The sequence below is a fragment of the Gardnerella sp. DNF00497B genome (assembly GCF_049262725.1).
GTDB lineage: Bacteria > Actinomycetota > Actinomycetes > Actinomycetales > Bifidobacteriaceae > Bifidobacterium > Bifidobacterium leopoldii.
The window spans coordinates 486427-506374 of sequence record NZ_CP058400.1; the positions used below are offsets into that span (position 1 = coordinate 486427).

Annotated in this window: 12 protein-coding genes and 1 tRNA gene; 6 read left to right on the forward strand and 7 right to left on the reverse strand. The window is 41.4% G+C overall.

Annotated elements, in window-relative coordinates:
* Nucleotides 1–28: 28 nt before the first annotated feature.
* The 5 genes from purM to purT all read right to left on the reverse strand — a co-directional run bounded on the left by purM (nucleotide 29) and on the right by purT (nucleotide 8852).
* On the reverse strand, nucleotides 29–1063 hold the full coding sequence (purM, locus tag HXT26_RS01675) for a phosphoribosylformylglycinamidine cyclo-ligase (protein WP_004105986.1): 1035 nt from the start codon (nucleotides 1061–1063) through the stop codon (nucleotides 29–31).
* Nucleotides 1064–1143: 80 nt separating this feature from the next.
* Nucleotides 1144–2631 carry an amidophosphoribosyltransferase gene (gene purF, locus HXT26_RS01680; protein WP_004105975.1) on the reverse strand — a complete coding sequence of 496 codons (1488 nt, stop codon included), beginning with the start codon at nucleotides 2629–2631 and terminating at the stop codon, nucleotides 1144–1146.
* A gap of 81 nt (nucleotides 2632–2712) precedes the next feature.
* A complete protein-coding gene (locus tag HXT26_RS01685; protein ID WP_410295076.1) occupies nucleotides 2713–6468 on the reverse strand; it encodes a phosphoribosylformylglycinamidine synthase in 3756 nt (1251 codons plus the stop codon).
* Between the two features lie 142 nt (nucleotides 6469–6610).
* The gene (gene purC, locus HXT26_RS01690) at nucleotides 6611–7393 is read right to left on the reverse strand and encodes a phosphoribosylaminoimidazolesuccinocarboxamide synthase (protein ID WP_004105967.1); all 783 of its coding nucleotides are present in this window, start codon (nucleotides 7391–7393) and stop codon (nucleotides 6611–6613) included.
* A gap of 175 nt (nucleotides 7394–7568) precedes the next feature.
* Entirely contained in the window at nucleotides 7569–8852 is a 1284-nt protein-coding gene (gene purT / locus HXT26_RS01695) for a formate-dependent phosphoribosylglycinamide formyltransferase (protein ID WP_004105966.1), read from the reverse strand.
* A 139-nt stretch (nucleotides 8853–8991) separates the two neighbouring features.
* On the opposite strand from purT, the gene HXT26_RS01700 reads away from it, so the two are divergent.
* A tRNA-His gene (locus HXT26_RS01700) sits at nucleotides 8992–9067 on the forward strand.
* Nucleotides 9068–9244: 177 nt separating this feature from the next.
* Here HXT26_RS01700 and HXT26_RS01705 read toward each other — a convergent pair.
* Nucleotides 9245–9430, reverse strand: a complete 186-nt coding sequence (locus tag HXT26_RS01705) for a hypothetical protein (protein WP_101886089.1) — start codon at nucleotides 9428–9430, stop codon at nucleotides 9245–9247.
* A gap of 46 nt (nucleotides 9431–9476) precedes the next feature.
* On the opposite strand from HXT26_RS01705, the gene HXT26_RS01710 reads away from it, so the two are divergent.
* Both HXT26_RS01710 and HXT26_RS01715 read left to right on the forward strand, forming a co-directional pair.
* Nucleotides 9477–13250 carry a Rib/alpha-like domain-containing protein gene (locus tag HXT26_RS01710; protein ID WP_422112044.1) on the forward strand — a complete coding sequence of 1258 codons (3774 nt, stop codon included), beginning with the start codon at nucleotides 9477–9479 and terminating at the stop codon, nucleotides 13248–13250.
* A 233-nt stretch (nucleotides 13251–13483) separates the two neighbouring features.
* Nucleotides 13484–15127: a SpaH/EbpB family LPXTG-anchored major pilin gene (locus HXT26_RS01715; protein ID WP_422112045.1), complete on the forward strand. Its 1644-nt coding sequence runs from the start codon at nucleotides 13484–13486 to the stop codon at nucleotides 15125–15127.
* A gap of 55 nt (nucleotides 15128–15182) precedes the next feature.
* Here HXT26_RS01715 and HXT26_RS01720 read toward each other — a convergent pair whose 3' ends face one another.
* On the reverse strand, nucleotides 15183–15425 hold the full coding sequence (locus HXT26_RS01720; protein WP_421789417.1) for a hypothetical protein: 243 nt from the start codon (nucleotides 15423–15425) through the stop codon (nucleotides 15183–15185).
* Between HXT26_RS01720 and HXT26_RS01725 the strand changes: the two genes are divergently transcribed.
* The 3 genes from HXT26_RS01725 to pgsA all read left to right on the forward strand — a co-directional run bounded on the left by HXT26_RS01725 (nucleotide 15382) and on the right by pgsA (nucleotide 19905).
* On the forward strand, nucleotides 15382–16230 hold the full coding sequence (locus HXT26_RS01725; RefSeq protein WP_422112088.1) for a class C sortase: 849 nt from the start codon (nucleotides 15382–15384) through the stop codon (nucleotides 16228–16230). The genes HXT26_RS01720 and HXT26_RS01725 overlap by 44 nt on opposite strands.
* 216 nt (nucleotides 16231–16446) lie before the next feature.
* On the forward strand, nucleotides 16447–19146 hold the full coding sequence (locus HXT26_RS01730) for a DNA translocase FtsK 4TM domain-containing protein (RefSeq protein ID WP_422112046.1): 2700 nt from the start codon (nucleotides 16447–16449) through the stop codon (nucleotides 19144–19146).
* A gap of 78 nt (nucleotides 19147–19224) precedes the next feature.
* Entirely contained in the window at nucleotides 19225–19905 is a 681-nt protein-coding gene (pgsA, locus tag HXT26_RS01735; RefSeq protein ID WP_032835516.1) for a CDP-diacylglycerol--glycerol-3-phosphate 3-phosphatidyltransferase, read from the forward strand.
* The last annotated feature ends 43 nt before the right edge of the window (nucleotides 19906–19948 follow it).

The window sequence follows — 19948 nt, forward strand, 5'->3', positions numbered from 1 at the left end:
ACTGTTTTGCAGCTTTATATTTTGCGGTTTACAACAACTCAACTGCAGCGTTTTCGCGCTTAGCCATTTTGCCAATAATATAAGCGGTTTCGTTATGCTCTTTTAGTATTCGCATTGCCTCGTTTGCTTTGTTTTCGTCAACTGCCAAAATCATGCCAATACCCATATTAAAAACGTTGAACATTTCAGCGTGAGCAACTTTTCCAGCTTTTTCAAGAACGCCAAAAATAGGTGGAACGCTCCAGCTAGTAGTGTCAATTTTTGCAGCTAAATCATCTGCGTACATGCGCGGAACATTTTCAATAAATCCGCCGCCTGTAATATGAGCAACTCCCTTAATAAGATGCTCAGCAAAAAGTGGCTTTAAAGCTTTTACGTAGATTCGAGTAGGTTCAAGAAGAACTTCTCCAAGTGTTTTGCCATTAAGCTCATCTAGCTTGGTGTCGACGCTAAAACCTGCTTCTTCAAACAAAGCTTTGCGAACAAGAGAGAATCCGTTTGAATGAACTCCTGAAGAAGGAAGTCCTATAAGCACGTCGCCGGCAGTAATAGTGGAGCCGTCAACAATATTTGAACGTTCTGCAACGCCTACTGCAAAACCTGCAAGATCATACTCGTCTTCGTCATACATTCCAGGCATTTCAGCAGTTTCGCCGCCAATTAAACCTGCTTCTGATTGCACGCAACCATCTGCAACGCCTGAAACTACCTGCTCAAGTATTTCAGGATTGTTTTTTCCGCACGCAATGTAATCGAGGAAGAAAAGCGGCTCGGCACCTTGAGCTGCAATATCGTTTACGCACATTGCAACGCAATCAATGCCAATAGTGTTATGCTTATTCATCATTTTTGCAATCACAAGCTTGGTTCCAACGCCATCCGTGCCAGAAATCAGCACTGGCTCTTTGTAACCAAGAGACGCCAAATCAAATAAGCCGCCAAATCCGCCAATGCCACCTACAACGCCTGGGCGCTTTGTGCGATTTACATGAGATTTAATACGACGTACTACTTCGTATCCTGCTTCTACGCTTACGCCAGCTTCTTCATATGCATGTGGCATATCGGTTCCTTTCGTAACACTGTTATAAGTATTTTCTTAAGTTTTATTTATAAATTGCAATGAACAATTAAATTATTAAGTTATATAAGATTTTCGTGCGAATATTTACTATGTTTCCTTACTTCTTGCAAATGTTCGCGTTCTTCAGGAGTAAGTGAAGCCAAGAATTCTTCGCCGTAATCGTCTAGTGCAGTAGGGTAGTCGCCATTAAAGTAAGCAACGCACAAACCGCCATAAGGAGCAGGCTTTTTTAATCCAATCGACTCGACTAATCCATCTAAAGACAAAAATGCTAAGGAATCAGCATCGATATATTCGCGAATTTCTTCAACTGAATGCTTTGCTGCAATAAGTTCCTTCGTAGTTTGAATATCGATACCGTAGAAGCAAGGATATTTAAGCGGAGGGGAAGAAATACGCATATGCACTTCTTTAGCGCCAGCTTCTCGAAGCAATTGCACAATGCGCTTAGAAGTAGTTCCGCGAACAATCGAATCGTCAATAACAATAACGCGTTTTCCTGCAACCACACCACGAACAGCAGAAAGTTTCATACGAACGCCTTGTTCGCGTAATTCTTGCGTCGGTTGAATAAAAGTGCGTGCAACATATTGGTTTTTAATCAATCCCATTTCGTTTGGAATTCCGCTTGTTTCAGCGTATCCTGCAGCAGCAGAAAGTGAAGAATTAGGTACTCCAATAACCATATCTGCTTCAACAGGAGATTCTTTAGCCAAACGCGCACCCATACGCTTTCGCACAGAATGAACATTAATACCGTAAATATTAGAATCTGGGCGAGCGAAATAAATAAATTCCATTGAGCATACTGCATGCTGTACATGCTTCGTATATTGCTCAATAGTGTAGCCATCGTCATTAATAACAATGATTTCGCCAGGCTCAATATCGCGAATAAACTCTGCTCGCACAATATCAAGCGCACAAGTTTCAGAAGCGAGCACGTATGCGCCGTTCTTCATACGACCAAGCGAAAGAGGGCGGAAACCATTTGGATCAGTTGCTCCAATTAATGCGTCTTGAGTAAGCAATAAGTAAGCGAAACCGCCATGAACAGTTTGTAAAGCTTCTTTCAGGCGATCCATAAAAGTTGCTTTACTAGAGTGGCGAATCAAATGCATCAATATTTCAGTATCAGAATTTGAGTGGAATATTGAGCCTTTATCTTCTAAGGAATTACGTAGGCTAGTGCAATTTGTCAAATTTCCGTTATGAGCAAGAGCTACGTCTCCATCGTGGAAACGGAATAGGAAAGGCTGAATGTTATCAACGCTTCCAGAACCTGCAGTAGCATATCGCACGTGACCGATAGCCCGGTTTCCAGTAAGACGATCCATAACTTGTTCATTGCTAAATACTTGAGTTAGCAATCCCAATCCGCGATACCCATGCAGTTTGCCATTGTCGTTAGATACAATGCCGGCACCTTCTTGTCCTCGATGCTGTAGCGCATGAAGTCCAAAATATGTCAGCCTAGCTGCATCTTGATGACCCCACACACCAAATACGCCGCATTCTTCGTGAATATCTTCAAGTTCTGCAGACATTCATACCCCCTAATAATCGATGATTGTAATCGTCGAATTTGTAGTTATTTTGATACAAGTTTTGCAACTGTAAACTAAAGCTTATGCAGTGAAATATTCAACGCCAGCTTCAAACAATGGTTGCTCATGGAAATCAGGAATATTGACATACAAGTCACGACCTGCGCGCTCGCAATGTCCCATTTTTCCAAAAACTCGACCGTCTGGGCTTGTAATACCTTCTACTGACATCATTGAGCCATTAGGATTTACGTTTAAGCTCATACTTGGTACGCCATTGCTGTCAACATATTGTGTAGCTATTTGACCATTTTTAATAAGCTTTTCCATAACTTCGTTAGTAGCAATAAAGCGACCTTCTCCGTGAGAAATTGCAACAGTATGCATGTCTCCAACTTGCGTATTTGCTAACCATGGTGAAAGATTTGAAGCAACTCTAGTGCGAACAATCCTACTTTGGTGTCTGCCAATAGTGTTGTAGGTAAGAGTTGGGCAGTTAGAATCCATAGGAACAATATCTCCAAAAGGAACCAAGCCCAGCTTAATAAGCGCTTGGAAGCCATTGCAAATTCCAAGCATTAAACCGTCACGATTATTAAGCAAGTCACGAACTGCGTCTGTTACTGCTGGATTCCTAAAGAATGCTGTAATGAATTTCGCAGAACCGTCCGGCTCATCGCCTCCGGAGAAGCCTCCCGGAATCATTACAATTTGACTCTTTTTAATCTCTTCAACCAATTTCTCAGCTGATTGTGCAATATCTTTTGCGCTTAAATTATTAATAATAAGCGTATGAGCGTCTGCTCCAGCTTTTTCAAAAGCAGCTTGCGTATCGTATTCGCAATTATTTCCAGGGAAAACCGGGATAATAACGCGAGGATGCGAAAGCGGCTTTAGTTTTCCTATGTGCATGTGATTTGTAGTAGAAACATTAGTTTTGTTATTAATAGTTTCTACAATCTCGCCAGGCTTTTTGTACGGGAAGATTGAGGAAAGTTCGCTTTCCCAAACCTTTTGCAAATCACTTAAATCAATTTCTTCGCTATTTGATGAAGTAATTGCGTAATTTTCAGTTGTTTCGCCAACAATCTCAACGTCAACCAAGCTTGTATTAGCTAAAGATGGAACTTCAGCGTCTTCCTTGAGTTCAACGTAGAAGCTTCCATATGCTGGCTTAAATAAATCATCGTCGCTTAAATTGTTGAATAATTTAAGACCAATATGATTTCCAAGCGTCATTTTGAATAAGCTTTCTGCGCTAGCACCGTAGCCAGGAGTAGATATAGCAAGAGCTTGCTTGTTTTTCGTAATATTTTCTACAATTTCTAGTGCTTTCAGGAAGCTTTCTTTTTCTGGAGTGATTCCGTCGGATTTATACTTTGGAGCAATACGTATAACTTTATGATTTACACCCTTAAATTCAGGTGAAACAGTTAAACGTGCGTCTCCGGTAGAAACAGCAAACGAAATCAAAGTTGGTGGCACATCCAGATTCTCAAAACTGCCGCTCATAGAATCTTTGCCGCCAATAGCACCAACTCCAAAATCAAGCTGTGCACTTAAAGCACCAAGAACTGCTGCAGCTGGCTTTCCCCAACGCTCTGGAATATCGTGAGGCTTGCCAAAATATTCTTGCAAACTCAAGTAAGCACGTTCGCGCGTGAAACCGCTAGCTGCTAGCTTTGCCAATGATTCAACAACAGCAACATAGGCACCAGTGAATTGGTTTTTTTCCATTAAATACGGATTAAAGCCCCAAGCCATTGCGGAAGCTGTGTTTGTTTCGCCAAATACTGGGAATTTAGCAACCATAGCTTGAGCAGGAGTAAGCTGACGGCGACCGCCAAAAGGCATAAGCACAGTAGCAGCGCCAATAGTAGAATCAAATCGTTCAGATAAGCCTTTATTTGAAGCAATATTAATATCCGAAACTAAGTTATGCATGCGCTTTTCTAACGGCAAATTTGACTGATTCTGCCATGGAGTTTCGTAAGATTCTCCACTTTCAATATGCAGTATCTGCTGTTTTGGAGCGCCATTAGAAGCTAAGAATGCTCTGCTTAAGTCAACAATGGTTTTTCCACGCCAAGTCATTCGCATTCGCGCTTCTTCAGTAACAGTCGCTATTATTTCTGCTTCAAGATTTTCTTCACGAGCATACTTCAAAAATTCTTCAGCATCACTTGACGCAACGTCGACAGCCATGCGCTCTTGAGATTCAGAAATAGCAAGCTCAGTGCCATCGAGACCTTCATACTTTTTAGAAACTTTGTCGAGATTAATAGTTAAGCCGTCGGCAATTTCGCCAGTTGCGACAGAAACGCCGCCAGCGCCAAAATCGTTGCAACGCTTAATAAGTTGGCAAGCATCCTTGCGTCGGAAAAGTCGTTGGAGTTTTCGCTCAATAGGAGCATTACCTTTTTGAACTTCAGCTCCGCACTCTTCAATACTTTCAACATCTTGAGCTTTAGAAGCGCCGGTAGCACCACCAATGCCATCTCTGCCAGTGCGTCCACCAAGAAGAATAATCACATCGCCAGGAGCTGGAGTTTCTCTGCGCACATGGTCGGCTGGGGTAGCGGCAACAACCGCACCAACCTCCATACGTTTTGCAACATAACCCGGATGATAAAGTTCATGCACTTCGCCAGTAGCTAAACCAATTTGATTTCCGTAAGAAGAGTATCCTGCGGCGGCAGAAGTTACGATTTTTCGCTGTGGAAGCTTACCGTTTAAAGTCTCGCTAATAGGCGTGCGTGGATCTGCAGCACCAGTTACGCGCATTGCTTGATACACGTAAGAGCGTCCAGAAAGAGGATCGCGGATGCAGCCGCCAATGCACGTTGCAGCTCCACCGAAAGGCTCAATCTCTGTAGGATGATTATGTGTTTCGTTTTTAAACAGGAATAGCCAATCTTCGTCGTGACCGTTTACGTCCACTTTAACTTTTACTGTGCAAGCGTTGATTTCTTCTGACTCGTCCAAATTTTTAAGCTCGCCAGTATGCTTTAAGTATTTTGCGCCAATAGTTGCCATATCCATAAGGCAAACAGGCTTATTTTCGCGATTTAGTTCTTTTCGCAAATCAAGATAACGGCTAAATGCTTCTTGAACAGTGTTATCGTCAATAGAAATATCTGTAAGCTCTGTGCCAAAAGTCGTGTGACGGCAGTGGTCGGACCAGTACGTATCAATAACGCGAATTTCTGTAATAGTAGGATTTCTATGTTCTTCACGGAAATACTTCTGGCAGAACTTTGCGTCAGCCAAATCCATTGCCAAACCGCGAGTATTAATAAAGTCTTGTAATCCAGCTTCGTCTAAGTCGTTAAATGAGCTAATCACTTCTACATCGGATGGCACAACTGCTTCTCGCTGTAAACTTTTTACCTCATCAAGTGAAGCTTCTCGCGCTTCAACAGGATTAATAACGTAGTGTTTAATATCGTTTAGTGCTTTTTCGTCAAGATCGCCTTTTAAAGCGATTACTCTAGCAGTGCGCACTGTTGGGCGCTCGCCTTGACTAATAAGTTGAATGCATTCGCTAGCAGATTGCGCACGCTGATCGAATTGACCAGGCAAAAATTCTACAGCAAATACGTGCTCGTCGGTTTCAATAGGCAAGTAATCGTAAGTATTATCAACTGGAGGTTCGCTTAATACTGTTTGCACAGCATTGTCGAATAAATCTTTGCTGATACCTTCAACGTCATAACGGTTAATAATTCTTGCGGAAGTAATCGCGCTTATGCCAAGAATCTCCCTAAGCTCATGTAAAAGCTGTTGCGCTTGAACGTCAAAACCAGTGCGTTTTTCCACATATACGCGAAATACCACGAGAAACCTACCTTGTTGAATGTGCGGTATGAATGCAGTGTTTATTGTTGTATTGGTTTTAAATTATAAATATTAAATTATTCAAAATCACATTAAGAATGCATGTGGCTCGCACCCTTAAAGGTACGAGCCACAACAATCATTATCGTTCTACGCAATCGTCAGGTTTGCGCACAGAAACATCCAAACCTTCGCTTTGAGCTAAAGATGCAAGCCTATCGTGAATTTCTTCATAAGCAGGAATGATGTCGCCTAAATCGCGCCTGAACAAGTCCTTGTCCAAATGACTTACTCCGTTCGTACCAGCATTGCGCTTATCCCAAAGTCTGCAAGTATCAGGAGTTATTTCATCAGCGAGAAGAATATTTCCTTCGGCGTCCACGCCCTCTTCAATCTTGAAGTCGACAAGCTGAACATCAATCTTTGAGAAAATATCCAACAAAGCATTGTTAACAGCATGAGCTTGACGAGTGACTTCTGCTATTTCTTCATCTGTTGCTAATCCAAGAGCCACAACGCCTTCAGGATTAATAAATGGATCACCAAGCTCGTCGGACTTTACGCAGAACTCCAACAATGGCTTCTTTAAAGGTGTTCCTTCTTTAACGTTATAACGTTTTGCAAAAGAACCTGCAGCAGTATTTCGCATAATAATTTCCAGTGGGAACATGCGCATACGCTTTACAAGTTGTTCAGTATCGGAAATTCGTCCGAGGAAGTGGCTTTTTACGCCGCGCGCCTCAAGTAAATGGAATAGTAACGAAGTAATCCGGTTATTTAAACTGCCTTTACCTGCAATCTGAGCTTTCTTCAGACCGTTACCAGCTGTTGCCTGGTTCATGTATTCAACCCATAGCACATTGGTGTCATCGGTAGCATACAGTTTTTTGGCTTTGCCTTCGTACAACTTCTCAAGTTTTTCCATGATATGCCCTCTCTTATGTGCATTCACAGTTGTAGGCGCAAACCAACAATATTTGTAGGTTTACCTGACCTTTGCCAGCACGATTAGCGTAACAATTGTTACCTACAAAATTTCCCTTCGTGCATACTGTAAATTATTATCTTTTTTAACTCCTATGCCTTAATTTTCAATGTATCTAAGCATTTGTTTGTGTAGTTTTTAGCGAAATGGCGACGCGTGTCGCATTTTCTCTAGCTTCTTCTTGCGTTAATCCAGTAGCTAAAGAAACTGCCATGCGTCTGTGACCATGTACAGAAGGCTTAGCAAAAATACGCAAGTTGCATCGATAATTTTCGCCAGATTGCAAAGCTTGAGCAATATTCGTAAAACCAACAGATCCTTCCGCCTTAATAACAATGGCGTGACTTGCTGCAACTTCATTATTTTTCAAAGAAAGCTCAGTATAGTTAGCTGTAACTGGAACTCCCAAAATAGCCAATGCATGCAATGCAAATTCACTGTAATGCTGCGAAATCATAGTTACCATGCCAGTATCGTGTGGGCGAGGTGACAATTCATTAAAAAGCAAAGAGCCATCAGTAAGCACGAATAATTCGACTCCATAAACGCCCCAACCTGCTTCGCCAGCTTCTTGCGCAATATCAGTCAAACCTTCTACAGCGCGCTTTGCAATATCTTTCGCATTAGTGCGGATCGATTCAGGAATATTTGCAGGCTGCCAAGATTCTCTATAGTCTCCGTCTTGCTGACGCTGAGCGATCGGCTCACAAGTAGTAATTCCTGCGCAAGAGCTTATTGTAAGTACTGTAAGCTCATAATCAAGCGGAGCTAAAGCTTCAACAATAACGCGTGAACACTCATTCTCATGACCAGCTGCTGCACGCCTGCCATGCTGAGCTTCATTCCAAGCTGCAAGCAAATTTTCAGAACTACGAACTATTGACTGACCGTGACCAGAAGAGCTCATAACAGGCTTAACTACACAAGGATATCCAACTTTTTTAGCTCCATCCTCTAACTCTTCATAAGATGAAGCGAAACAATACGGTGTAGTAGGCAGTCCTAAATCTTCGTGCGCAATTCTACGCAAGCGCTCGCGATCCATTGCAATCGCGGCAATATCTGAGCTAGGAACGACTTGAATATTCTTTTTAGCAGCATCTTTCAAAACTTCAGTAGCAATAGCTTCAACTTCTGGAATAATAATGTCAGGATTCACATTTGAAATAAGTTCTTGCAATTCTTGTGGATTCGACATATCTAGCACGTGGTATTCGTGAGCTATTTGCATTGCTGGAGCGTTTTTGTAGCTATCGGCAGCGCATACTCGCACGCCTAGTCGCATAAGCTCAATCGCAATTTCCTTGCCAAGCTCGCCAGATCCAAGAAGAAGCGCGGTTGTGTTGTTACTGTTTTCAGTTACGCCAAATATGCGCTGATTTTGCTCAGAAAAACTCATACATCCATTGTTGCATTTGCCATTGTCGAATAATTGATGTTGTTACTACGACGCGCCGAAGTGTGTTGCGCTAGCATAAATCGAGGAAATCGTGTATAGTATCCCTTTGTTGTGTGATTCAATTCGTTTCGCGCACATGGTGGCTATAGCTCAGTCGGTAGAGCATCTGATTGTGGTTCAGAAGGTCGCGCGTTCAAGCCGCGTTAGCCACCCCACTTGAACGGCAGGTAAATATCTGCCGTTTTTTGTTTTTTGGATTGCAATATTTTTGCCTATAACCCGTATATAACCCCGAATTTAGGAATTTTTACGAATATTAAGAAATTTGCAAATTTTACTTGAAATTTTTCATGGGGGGGGGTATAACAACGTATGTGCTTAGCAGTAGTGCACTACATTATCTTGCGTTTAAGTTTTTGGCGTGAATTAGTCTGCTGATTTTGGGCATGATTGTGCTTGCTTGCGTTCGTATCGACGTTTGCTTTGGTGGTTTGTGATATTTCGCGCTCATTTGCTGCTGATAATGCAGTGTTCTGCACCCCGGGCAATGCTTGTTGATTCATAAAACCAACAGGCATGAGTATTCGAGCAGCTTTTAGATTTTTAAGAAATCGAGGCGTTAGAATGTCACGGCTTCACGGCTGTTTCTCTAACCTTATACGTATAACTTGTAGTTTTATGAATTGTCATCATGCGCTTGATGATGTTAACGGTTCTGTAACTTTACAAAAATCTAAAAGGTACACTAAAGGGTGCTCTATTGCTAGCGCTTCTAAATTGTATTACATTCGTCGCGCGGCTCTTGCGTTGATTGTTGCCGTGGCGACTATTCTTGCTGTTCTCGTTGTGCCAGCTAAGCCTGCAAGCGCTGCGCAGGTTATGTGGTCGTATGGTGGCTATGGATATTTTACTGCTAATGGTAATGGTATTGGTAATGCTATTGAAAATATGCATATTGCACCAACACTTACTAAGGATTCTAATGGTACTCATGTGCAGTATGAAATATATTTTAACTATGCTTTTAAGGAGAAGTTAAATCCTCAGCCTAGACAGCGTATTCCAGCACGAGTCACTTTTTACGTAGATCTTCCGAAACAGCTTATTACAGACACTATTAGAGTGAAAAGAGATAGGCGAAATGTTTACGAGAAAAAGTGGAATGACTGGACAAGTCAGAATGATAAAGGCATCCCAGAAACAATGAAAACTTGGGATAAGTATTGGGGCTGGTCTAGAACAATTTCTCGTTGGCATTATGCGTATGGTAGTAACGATTTTAATGGTCAGTGGGAAGATACTGTTGGCAATGGTAATTTTGGCTGTGGATATAATACTGATCCTTCGTCTAAATTTAAGAATTACAGTTTATGCGAAATAAAGAAGTGGCATGACAATGGCGACTTTGGTATAATGCTGCGTTCGTTTGAAAGTGCTAATTCTACGACTTGCTACCGTTGGGTTATTACTGCAGATGTGCCAGATGGTACTGATATTCGTTACATGCCTATTATTGCTGGATATCAGTCTACTAATGCTGAATCTCATGAGCGTGATTATGCAACTTATGGTCCGTATGATCACGATGGTGATGGCATACCAGATAACGTGGAGTGGGATAATAGTACCGATCCAACTAAGCCTGGTGGATTACATTTTGAGGAGTCGGAGGATTCACAGCCTCGTCAAGCTTCTTCCGTAAGAGCTTATACTGATGATGGTCATTGGCATGAGAATGATGGTGATTACTTCGATAATAAGGGTAGTTTTGTTCCTGATTATGGCAGTGACGGTAAAAGAGGTAAGCTGTACAATCATATTCCTAAGAATCTTACTTATTCTATTGATGGTAACGCTTATTTTGATAACAATAAGAGTTCCAATGCTCAAGTTACTTTTGATGATCCTAATAGTCCGAAGCCAGAGACTTTGCAACAAGGTCATGCGTGGATTGACAAGTCCACAGGCAAAGTGTATTTTAACCCGGCAGACTCGCATAAGAATCATACAGTTTATATACCGATTAAGGTAACTTATCCTAATCCAAGTAACTACAACTGTAATCATCCTCAGCCTTTTTCAGAGACGGTTGTCGCTAAATTCAAAGTTTGGCCTATGTCTCATTTTTATAAGCCTGTGTATCCAGATTATGATAAAAAACAGGTGCAAGCTGGAAAATCAATTACGTCGGTTCCAAAAAACGAGGGGATTACTAAAGGCGATTTTCCGAAAGGTACTAGGTTTGAGCTTGGTAAGAGTAATAAATATTCTAAACCAGTGCTTTCTTGGTCAAAAATGACTAATGCTAGTACTGGTGAAGTAACTTTTACTCCGAGCAAACCTCAAGATCCTAATAATTACGATACTCCTGTAATTGCTCACTATCCTGATGGCTCAAGTAGTACGGATAATGGGCAGGTTTATGCTCACGTTAAAGTAACGCCACTTACTGTAGGCAATAACGATTTAGGTTTTTCTATTGCTGAGGGTGCAGGTATGCACGATTTCGGTAGTAACTATTCCGACCGTATTACTTATGGTTCGTATCATACGGATCATTACACGAATCTTGATAAAGATAAGCAGATAGATGGTAGTAAGCTTCTTATACCTGACGCGTGGTCTGCTAACAATAAGTCTCCGATTACATTCCGTGCTATTTGCCACGAAGAAAATAAGGATAATTATACGCTTCTTAAATGGGATGAAGCGAAAAACAGGTCTGTCGGTGAGGTTAACGGATTAAAGTTTACAGCTTTTCATCAATGGAAAATCGCTACGGAAGACGAAGAAAACAAGTGCAGGAATAATAAAAACTGTAATCTTAATGATTTTAAGTACTCGTATTTAACTAAAGATGAGTACAACACGAATACTATGGCTCGTTCTCGCGCGATTATTACTGGAACGCCTAGGAAAAGCGGTAAGTACGAGTGTCGCGTGTTTGCTTTTAACAATGCTGTTAGTCTTAAGAATTTCGATGACATAATTGTCAATGATACTGGCGGAAGTGTTGTTTATAAGAAAATGCTCTTTGCTAATTATGGTACTAAGGGCGAGACTAAGGATTCAAAGGGTAAAGATTGGAATGATCAAACTTTAAAGTTTAGTGTTAAAGCTTCTTACGCGCATAGGAATAATCCTAGTTACGTGCCATTGAAAGTGAAGGCTGGTGAATATCATGCAAGCCTTACTAACGGTTATAAGAATGTTACTGATGTGCCTACGAGTAAGAAAGGCGCTAATAATGCTACTCATCAGGATGATATAGAAGAAGGCGCGCTTCCAGACGGTACTTGGTTCGAGTTTGATGAAAACCAGTATAAGAAAGATAATTCTGGTTGGTATAAGAAGGATAAGGATCATCCTTATGGAATGTCTTTCTACGATAATGGTCAAGATAATAAGCCTAGCGATGGTGGGAAGACTGGTAAAAACCATGGTACGGGTGATGGTTCTCACTATGGAGTGATGTCTTTTAAGCCGCTTAAGTGGCAGAAGCCTGGCGTGTATAAAATTCCTGTGATCGTACATTATCCGGACGGTTCAAAGTCTACGGATAAAGATGCTGGTAATGGAGATGGCATAAGTAAACCAAATCCAGTGTACGCGCAAGTGACAGTGGATCCAATGGAAGGCGATGATATAAAGCTTCGAGTGCTAAGGTCAGATTCTCCTGACGCGCCTGATATTAGTGATACTGATGGTCAGTTTGGAAGTGGTAGCGGTCTTACCATTATGAGTGGCATGAGTCTTATGTATAGACCGTTTATTGACGCTTGGTCTACAAAAGACGTGTGGAATAGTGGTAATAAAACTGAGAAGAAAATAGGCTTGGAAGTTTTATGCGAAAATGATGACCGTGATTTTGTTTCAAAACTTGCGGGTATGAAAGCAAGTAATCCAATTACATGGAGTCATATTGATACGTACTCCGAGCGTGAGAAATGTAAGAATAATTCTAATTGCAACGCGCAGCATAAATTGTATAGCTATAACGCTAAGGATAATCCGAATAATCCGTTCGATGCTGCTCAACGTACTACTGCTACGCTCGATGGTATTCCAGAAAAAACTGGTGACTATCAGTGCGTTGCTTGGGCTTTGAAACCAGAAGCTAAGAAATCTTTTGATGGTATGAGTAATCATCATGGTGCTAAATATGATTTGTTGAATGAAGTTTACGGTGATCAGTACACCAGGGGTAAAGATTACGAGTTTAAGACTTTCATGATTCACGTTGTGAAACCATTCGCGCTGCCAAAGACCGGCGGATGCGGCTGGAATGCGTCTTTGTGCGTTGTTTCTGCGATGTTGTCTAGTTTGATTGCTGCTGTGTTTGTAATGGATCAAACTAAGCGCGGTCACGAGTTGCTTGGAAGGTGGCGACTCGTATGAAGCTTTTCTACTGGGTGCATGTTTTTAATGTGCGTGTTTTTGATGCAAAATCTCATGGAATTTTGGAGCGTGATATTGCAACATAATATTCCTAAACTTAAAAAATTTACTCATTTATGAGCAAATTGCGTGAATAATTCGAAATTCGGTTAAAACCGATAAACAATTACATACTTACATCAAAATTTCAAAACTTTTAATTGCTGGAAACAGCATTTATGAAAGGAATGAATATGAACAAATTCACTAAACAATGCGTGGCGGCATTCGCCTCGCTCGCAATGGCTGGCACGCTGTGCGTTGCCGGTGCTGTGGTGGCAAACAACAACGTAGCATTTGCTAATAGTCCAAGTGCTGAAGCTGCTAAGCCAGCACCTTGGTCTGAAGCTGGTAAGAAGCTGACTGGTTCTATCACTATCACTAAGTATAAGGATGAAACCGATGAGAAAGGTAATCAGAAGAAGACAACTCCTGTTAAGGGTGCAAAGTTCAAGGTTTACAAAGTAACCAACTTTGATTTAACGAAATATGATACGTGGCTTGATGTTGCTGCTAAGGTTCCAACTCTTAATGCTAATCCAAATGATTCTTCTGCTGGTTTAAACTTTGATAAGGGAACTGAACAGCTTACTACAGATGCTGGTGTTGCAAAGTTTAATCAATTGGGTATTGGCTTGTACAAGGTTGAAGAAACAAGTGTTCCGGATGGATACGAAAAGCTTCCGCAGCCATTCTTTATGACCATTCCACAAATTACCAATGAGTCTGGTAAGACAACATACACCTATGATGTGAAGGTTGATCCTAAGAACGCTTATACCAAGGATGCTATTAAGAAGACTGTTGATACTACAGGAATGGTTGGTACAAAGGATGATTTGCCATATACCATTTCAACTTCTGTAGTTACAACTAGTGGTACGCCTGTTAAAGATCGTAAGGCTGATGATTATCAGGGCTTTGCTGTGTGGGATGACGCGTTGAAGTCTGCTTATGATTCTAGTAAAGATGTAGTTAAAAGCGTTAAGATTGGCACTATGGAAATTAAGAATTCTACCGGTAAAGAGGATAAGTATAAGGTAGCGGTTGCTGCAACGCCTGATGATAATACTCGTCAGCGTATTACCGTATCGTTTACAGATGCAGGTCTTGGCGAAATTGCTACTGCTCTTAAGACTTCGCCAAATGCAAAGTTAACTGTTGCGCTTAAGTTCACTCTTAAGGCAGATGCTCCAGCTGGCGAACTTATAAACAAGTATGGTTATCAGCCAGGATATAAGAAAGGTACTCCTGACCAGGATAAGCCAAAGCCTGTTAATCCAACTCCAAATCCAGATTCTAAGGTAACTCTTGTCAAATTCCAGATCAAGAAGATAAGCAGTACTGACGGAAAAGCTATTAAGGGCGCTAAGTTTGCTGTGTTTGCAAAGCCAGATGATGCAAACGCATGCGCGGCTGACGCTTCTCGTACTGATGCTAAGTGCAAGAACAAGTCTTCTAAGGGCTTTGCTGATACTGAAACTGCTGATAAGACTGGTTTGACAGCAGCTGGATTCAAAGCAAAGGTTGGACAAAAGTTCTACGTTGTGGAAACTAAAGCTCCAGACAACTATGTTTTGGCTCCAAAGGTTGAAGAAGTTACTATTCCTACGACTTATACCTCTGCTGCTGGCTATGATAATAATACGCAAACGTTTATTTACTCGTTCAAGGATGTTCCAACGAGCAACAATGACATCGACCACTGGTTCAAGCTTCCAAAGACCGGTGCTTACGGCGTGTTTATTTTCGCTATTGCTGGCATTGTTTTGATTGCTGCAAGCGTGTTTATTTACACTCGTAACAATCGCAAAGAAGAAGATAAGCAGCGCGCTTAGTATTCTTCTAACGTAAATATATTATAAAAAACTCAGGGGGTTGGGCGGTATTTGCTTAGCCCCCTGTTTTACTTTTTGGAAGTGGATTTATGAGTTTGACTAAATTTGCAAAAGCTTGCCGCGATAGCTTAGAGAGGCTAGTTCGATTCGCAGGCTTACATATCCTTAAATCCACTAAAAACAAATCTTCTGCAAATGAATCGTCTGCAGACTCAGATTCTGCAAATCCCAAAAAATCTGTTTTTAAATGCGTTATTGAACCAATCATTCTGGCGCTAGCTGCAATTCTATGCTTCACTTACCCAGTGGCATCAACACTGTGGAATAATCACGTGTCTAAACAAATTTCCATAGATTACGACAAAGTAACTTATAATCAAGCCGCTAGCGTGCGACAATCTATTCTAAAAAGTGCGCGAAAATACAATGCGCGCAGAAAAAAAATTTTTACAGCCGATCCGTATGATGGTAGTGACAATTACAAAAAAACAGCAGACTATAAGTCATATATCAAACAACTAGACGAACCAATGGGAATTATGGGAATCATAAAAATCCCAAAAATAGGCGTAAAACTACCGATTTATCATGGTGCTTCGCGCGATGTTCTAGCTCGCGGAGCAGGGCACTTGTATGGCACAGATTTGCCAGTGGGCGGTAAAAACAGGCATACTGTTATCACAGCTCATACTGGTTTGCCTACAGCAACCATGTTTGACGGTTTAATCGATATGAAGCGTGGAGACTACTTCTACATTGATGTACAGGGCTATACAATGCGCTATAGGGTGTTTCGCATTAGTGTTGTAGACCCGCATGATATTAGTTTGTTGCAGCGTGAAAAGGGTCGCGATTTAGCGACGTTGCTTACGTGTACGCCGTATGGTGTGAATTCGCATAGATTGCTAGTGACGGGGTATCGTGTGCTGCCGGATCCAGCGCATGCTCCAGAAGATCATCTTCAGTGGCCATTCTGGATGACTATGTTCCTTATAGCATTGATAAGTTGCGCGGTGGTTCTTGCCACAATGATTATTGCTATAGTTCGAAAACGTCGTAATAATAATATTGCGCCGCAAGGAATGCATATTTGTGAAAAATAAATACATGATTGCTTATTGTGAAAGAAAGAAGTGATATATCAACGATTTATCAGTTGATGAAATACTTGAGGAATGTGCATCATATTAGCATTAGAGTAAGCGGCAATCGCTTCATTTAAATAACCTCAGTCTATGGAGTAGACTGGTATGGTTACGCATATGTATGTTGATGATGACATGGCGTACTAAATAGCACATGGTGCAGAAGGAGTATTTATGGCTGGTAAGGCTTCACCTAGTGAACCATTATGGGAGACAATTCTCCTGTTTGTGCCTAGAACTTTAGGAAAGTTAGTGCGCTCGCTTTTTGGTGTTGGAGAATACGATGAGGCATATCGCAGGGACGGTTTGTGCTTCGTTATGCTTGTTCTTGCGATTTTATTCTGCGCATCAGAATGGTTTAGAGTTAGTGGATTTATTGGAGTAGGTCTCCATTTTGTGTCTTCTAGTTTGCTTGGAATTATGAGCGTTGTTCTGCCTGTATGGTTAAGCGTTGTCGCTTTTAGGTTGATGCGTAACAGTGGAGTTGGCTCTGGTAATCCTCGTGTTATTAGCGGATTTATTATTCTATTGTTATCTGTTTGCTCAATTCTTGATATTTCTTCTGCGCCTCGCGGAAAAGCATTTAATTTAGGAACTGTGCAGAAGTCAGGTGGGTTGTTAGGTTTTGTGCTTGGATCTCCGCTATCGTGGGGTCTTTCTCGTATTTTTGCAATTATTATTTTTGTAGTAGCTGCTATTTTTTCGATATTAATGATTACTCGCCTTCATGTAACTGATATAGCTCAAGGTGTTGCTACTATTTTTGCTAAATATAACAGTAAAAAATCTTCTGAAGATTTAGGAAACTCTGAAGAAGATAATTCTGACAGCAAAACCAATTCTTTGGAATTTGCAGATGGCGTGCCAACTCACAATGAAGAGTCGTCGAAAAATAATAGCGGATCTTCTCAAATGTCTTCTGTGTTGAAACTGTTTAAATCATTCTTTAAGCGTAAAAACAGTAATAATAATGGGGAATTGCTTGACGAATACGCCGGCGATGATGCATTTTCGCATGCTGCTTCTCACGGTAATAGTGTAGATAATCTTGAAAGAGTTGAACCTCGTAAAGCAAGAACTGTGAGCAGCTCTTCCGATAATAATGCTGCAAATAATTCCCAATTTGAAAATGCTGATAATAATTCGAGTCAACTTACACCTAGAAGTGTTTCATCTTCATCAAAGCCTGTTCCTGAAGAAATATTGCCAAAAGCTCCTATGAGTGATTCCTCTTTATCTGCAAGCGATCCATGGTCAAGTATTCCAGCTGAACGTATGGATCAATATCGCAGGGATCAGGAAGATTCAGATAATGAAAATGCTGCAGACGGCGAAAATGGTGCTGGCAATAATAATGAGCCTTCTTTTGATTCTTTCTCTGAACCTTACAAGCTCCCTGATTTGAATCTTTTAGCTCATGGCAAGCCTCATGCTGCGAGAACTCCAGCAAACGATAACGTTATTCGTGCGCTAACTTCTACTTTTGAGCAATTTGACGTCGACGCTCACGTTATTGGATTCCTTAGAGGACCATCTGTTACGCAGTACGAGGTTGAGCTTGGTCCTGGTGTAAAAGTTGAAAAAGTTACGAATTTGCAAAAAAATATTGCATACGCTGTAGCTAGTACGGATGTGCGTATTTTGTCGCCAATTCCAGGAAAGTCTGCTATTGGTATTGAAATTCCAAACGTCGACCGCGAAATTGTGCATTTGGGAGATGTTCTGCGCTCGCAAAAAGCTATGCATGACCCTAATCCTATGCTTACAGGCGTTGGAAAAGATGTTGAAGGTCATTTCGTAACTGCAGCTCTCGATAAAATGCCGCATTTGCTTGTTGCTGGTGCTACCGGCTCCGGTAAGTCGAGTTTCATTAACTCAATGCTTACTTCGATTATTATGAGGGCAACTCCTGAGCAAGTTCGCATGATTATGGTCGATCCTAAGCGCGTGGAGCTTTCTGCTTATGCTGGTATTCCGCATTTGCTTACTCCGATTATTACGGATCCTAAGAAGGCTGCGCAGGCTCTTGAGTGGGTTGTTAAAGAGATGGATGCTCGCTACGATGACTTGCAATTCTTTGGTTTCCGTCATGTTAAAGATTTCAACAAGGCTGTTCGTGAAGGAAAGGTTCACGCACCGGCTGGATCTGAGCGAAAAGTTGCTCCATACCCGTATTTGCTTGTGGTTGTGGACGAGATGGCTGATTTGATGATGGTCGCTAAGAACGATGTTGAAAGTTCTATTCAGCGTATTACTCAGCTTGCTCGAGCTGCAGGAGTGCATTTGGTTCTAGCTACTCAGCGCCCGTCTGTTGACGTTGTAACAGGCTTGATTAAAGCAAATATTCCTTCTCGTTTGGCTTTTGCTACTTCGTCTGCTACTGATTCAAGGGTTATTCTCGATACTGTTGGTGCAGAAACTTTGATTGGTCAAGGCGACGCTTTGTTCCTTCCAATGGGTGCTGCAAAACCTCAACGTGTGCAGGGTTCGTGGGTGAGTGAATCTGAAATCCGCAAGGCTGTGGAGTATGTTCGCACGCAGCGTAAACCAAAGTATCGTGAAGATATTGAGCAAATGGCTCAAAAAGCGGATGCTCAAGCTCAAAGCAAGCTTAAAACTAGCGATATTGGCGACGATATGGACGAGTTGCTCCAGGCTGCTGAGCTTGTTGTCAGCTCGCAATTTGGCTCTACTTCAATGCTTCAGCGTAAGTTGCGCGTTGGTTTTGCAAAGGCAGGTCGATTGATGGATTTGCTTGAATCTCGAGGCGTCGTGGGACCTTCTGAAGGTTCTAAAGCTCGCGAAGTTTTGGTTCAACCGGAAGATTTGCCAAAAGTTTTGGCTTTTATTCGTGGCGAGTCAGATTCGTTATAAGATATTGTATTGTTGTGTACAACACCAAGTTGTGTGTGCTAGAAGTTTTTACTTTGCAGTAGAATGAAGGTTATGCGTATGAAGAAAAAAGCTAAGTCATCATTTTTTGCTGGCTGGAATTATGCTCCAAATATTGTGACTTATATCCGTATCGTGCTTTCGCTTGTTTTTATTGTTTTATATTTGAAAGCAGGTACGTGGGGTTTTGATTCAGTTTCGTTGCGTTGGGCTGCGTTTGTGCTGTTTGTCGTAGCTGCTTCTACGGATAAGCTCGACGGGTGGATGGCTCGTAAATATCATAAGGTTACAGAATTAGGTAAGTTACTTGATCCAATTGCGGATAAAATTCTTATTCTAGCTGCGCTTATTATTGCTTCTGTTTTCGGCGAAATTTATTGGTGGATAACCATCTTGTTCATGATTCGCGAAATTGCTATTACTCTTGTGCGAATTTATGTTGTTAATGTTCGTGGAAGAGTAATTGCTGCATCTTCTGCAGGAAAGTATAAGACTCTTACGCAATCGATTGGTATTGCAATGATTATTGCACCGCTTGTTGCAACTCTTCATGCTAATCCATTGCCTTCTTGGATGGTTTCTTACTATGCAGTGGCTTTTGGCTTGCTTGGTATTTCTTTGGGCTTTGCTTTCTATTCTGCAGTTTTGTATGTCTATAGTGCTTTCTTTGAAGGTTCTTCAGATAGCGAATCTCAAGTTGATGATGCAAAAAATGCAGTTCCTTTGCCTCCTGTGAAGTAAATAAAATCAATAAGTAAACTTCTTGTTTGTAGCTTACGGTTTT

Coding starts and splice junctions, on each gene's coding strand:
- purM (WP_004105986.1), bottom strand. CDS start 1,063: ATGCCACATGCATATGAAGAAGCTGGCGTAAGCGTAGAAGCAGGATAC.
- purF (WP_004105975.1), bottom strand. CDS start 2,631: ATGTCTGCAGAACTTGAAGATATTCACGAAGAATGCGGCGTATTTGGT.
- HXT26_RS01715 (WP_422112045.1), top strand. CDS start 13,484: ATGAACAAATTCACTAAACAATGCGTGGCGGCATTCGCCTCGCTCGCA.
- purT (WP_004105966.1), bottom strand. CDS start 8,852: ATGAGTTTTTCTGAGCAAAATCAGCGCATATTTGGCGTAACTGAAAAC.
- HXT26_RS01710 (WP_422112044.1), top strand. CDS start 9,477: ATGTCACGGCTTCACGGCTGTTTCTCTAACCTTATACGTATAACTTGT.
- HXT26_RS01730 (WP_422112046.1), top strand. CDS start 16,447: ATGGCTGGTAAGGCTTCACCTAGTGAACCATTATGGGAGACAATTCTC.
- purC (WP_004105967.1), bottom strand. CDS start 7,393: ATGGAAAAACTTGAGAAGTTGTACGAAGGCAAAGCCAAAAAACTGTAT.
- pgsA (WP_032835516.1), top strand. CDS start 19,225: ATGAAGAAAAAAGCTAAGTCATCATTTTTTGCTGGCTGGAATTATGCT.
- HXT26_RS01705 (WP_101886089.1), bottom strand. CDS start 9,430: ATGCCTGTTGGTTTTATGAATCAACAAGCATTGCCCGGGGTGCAGAAC.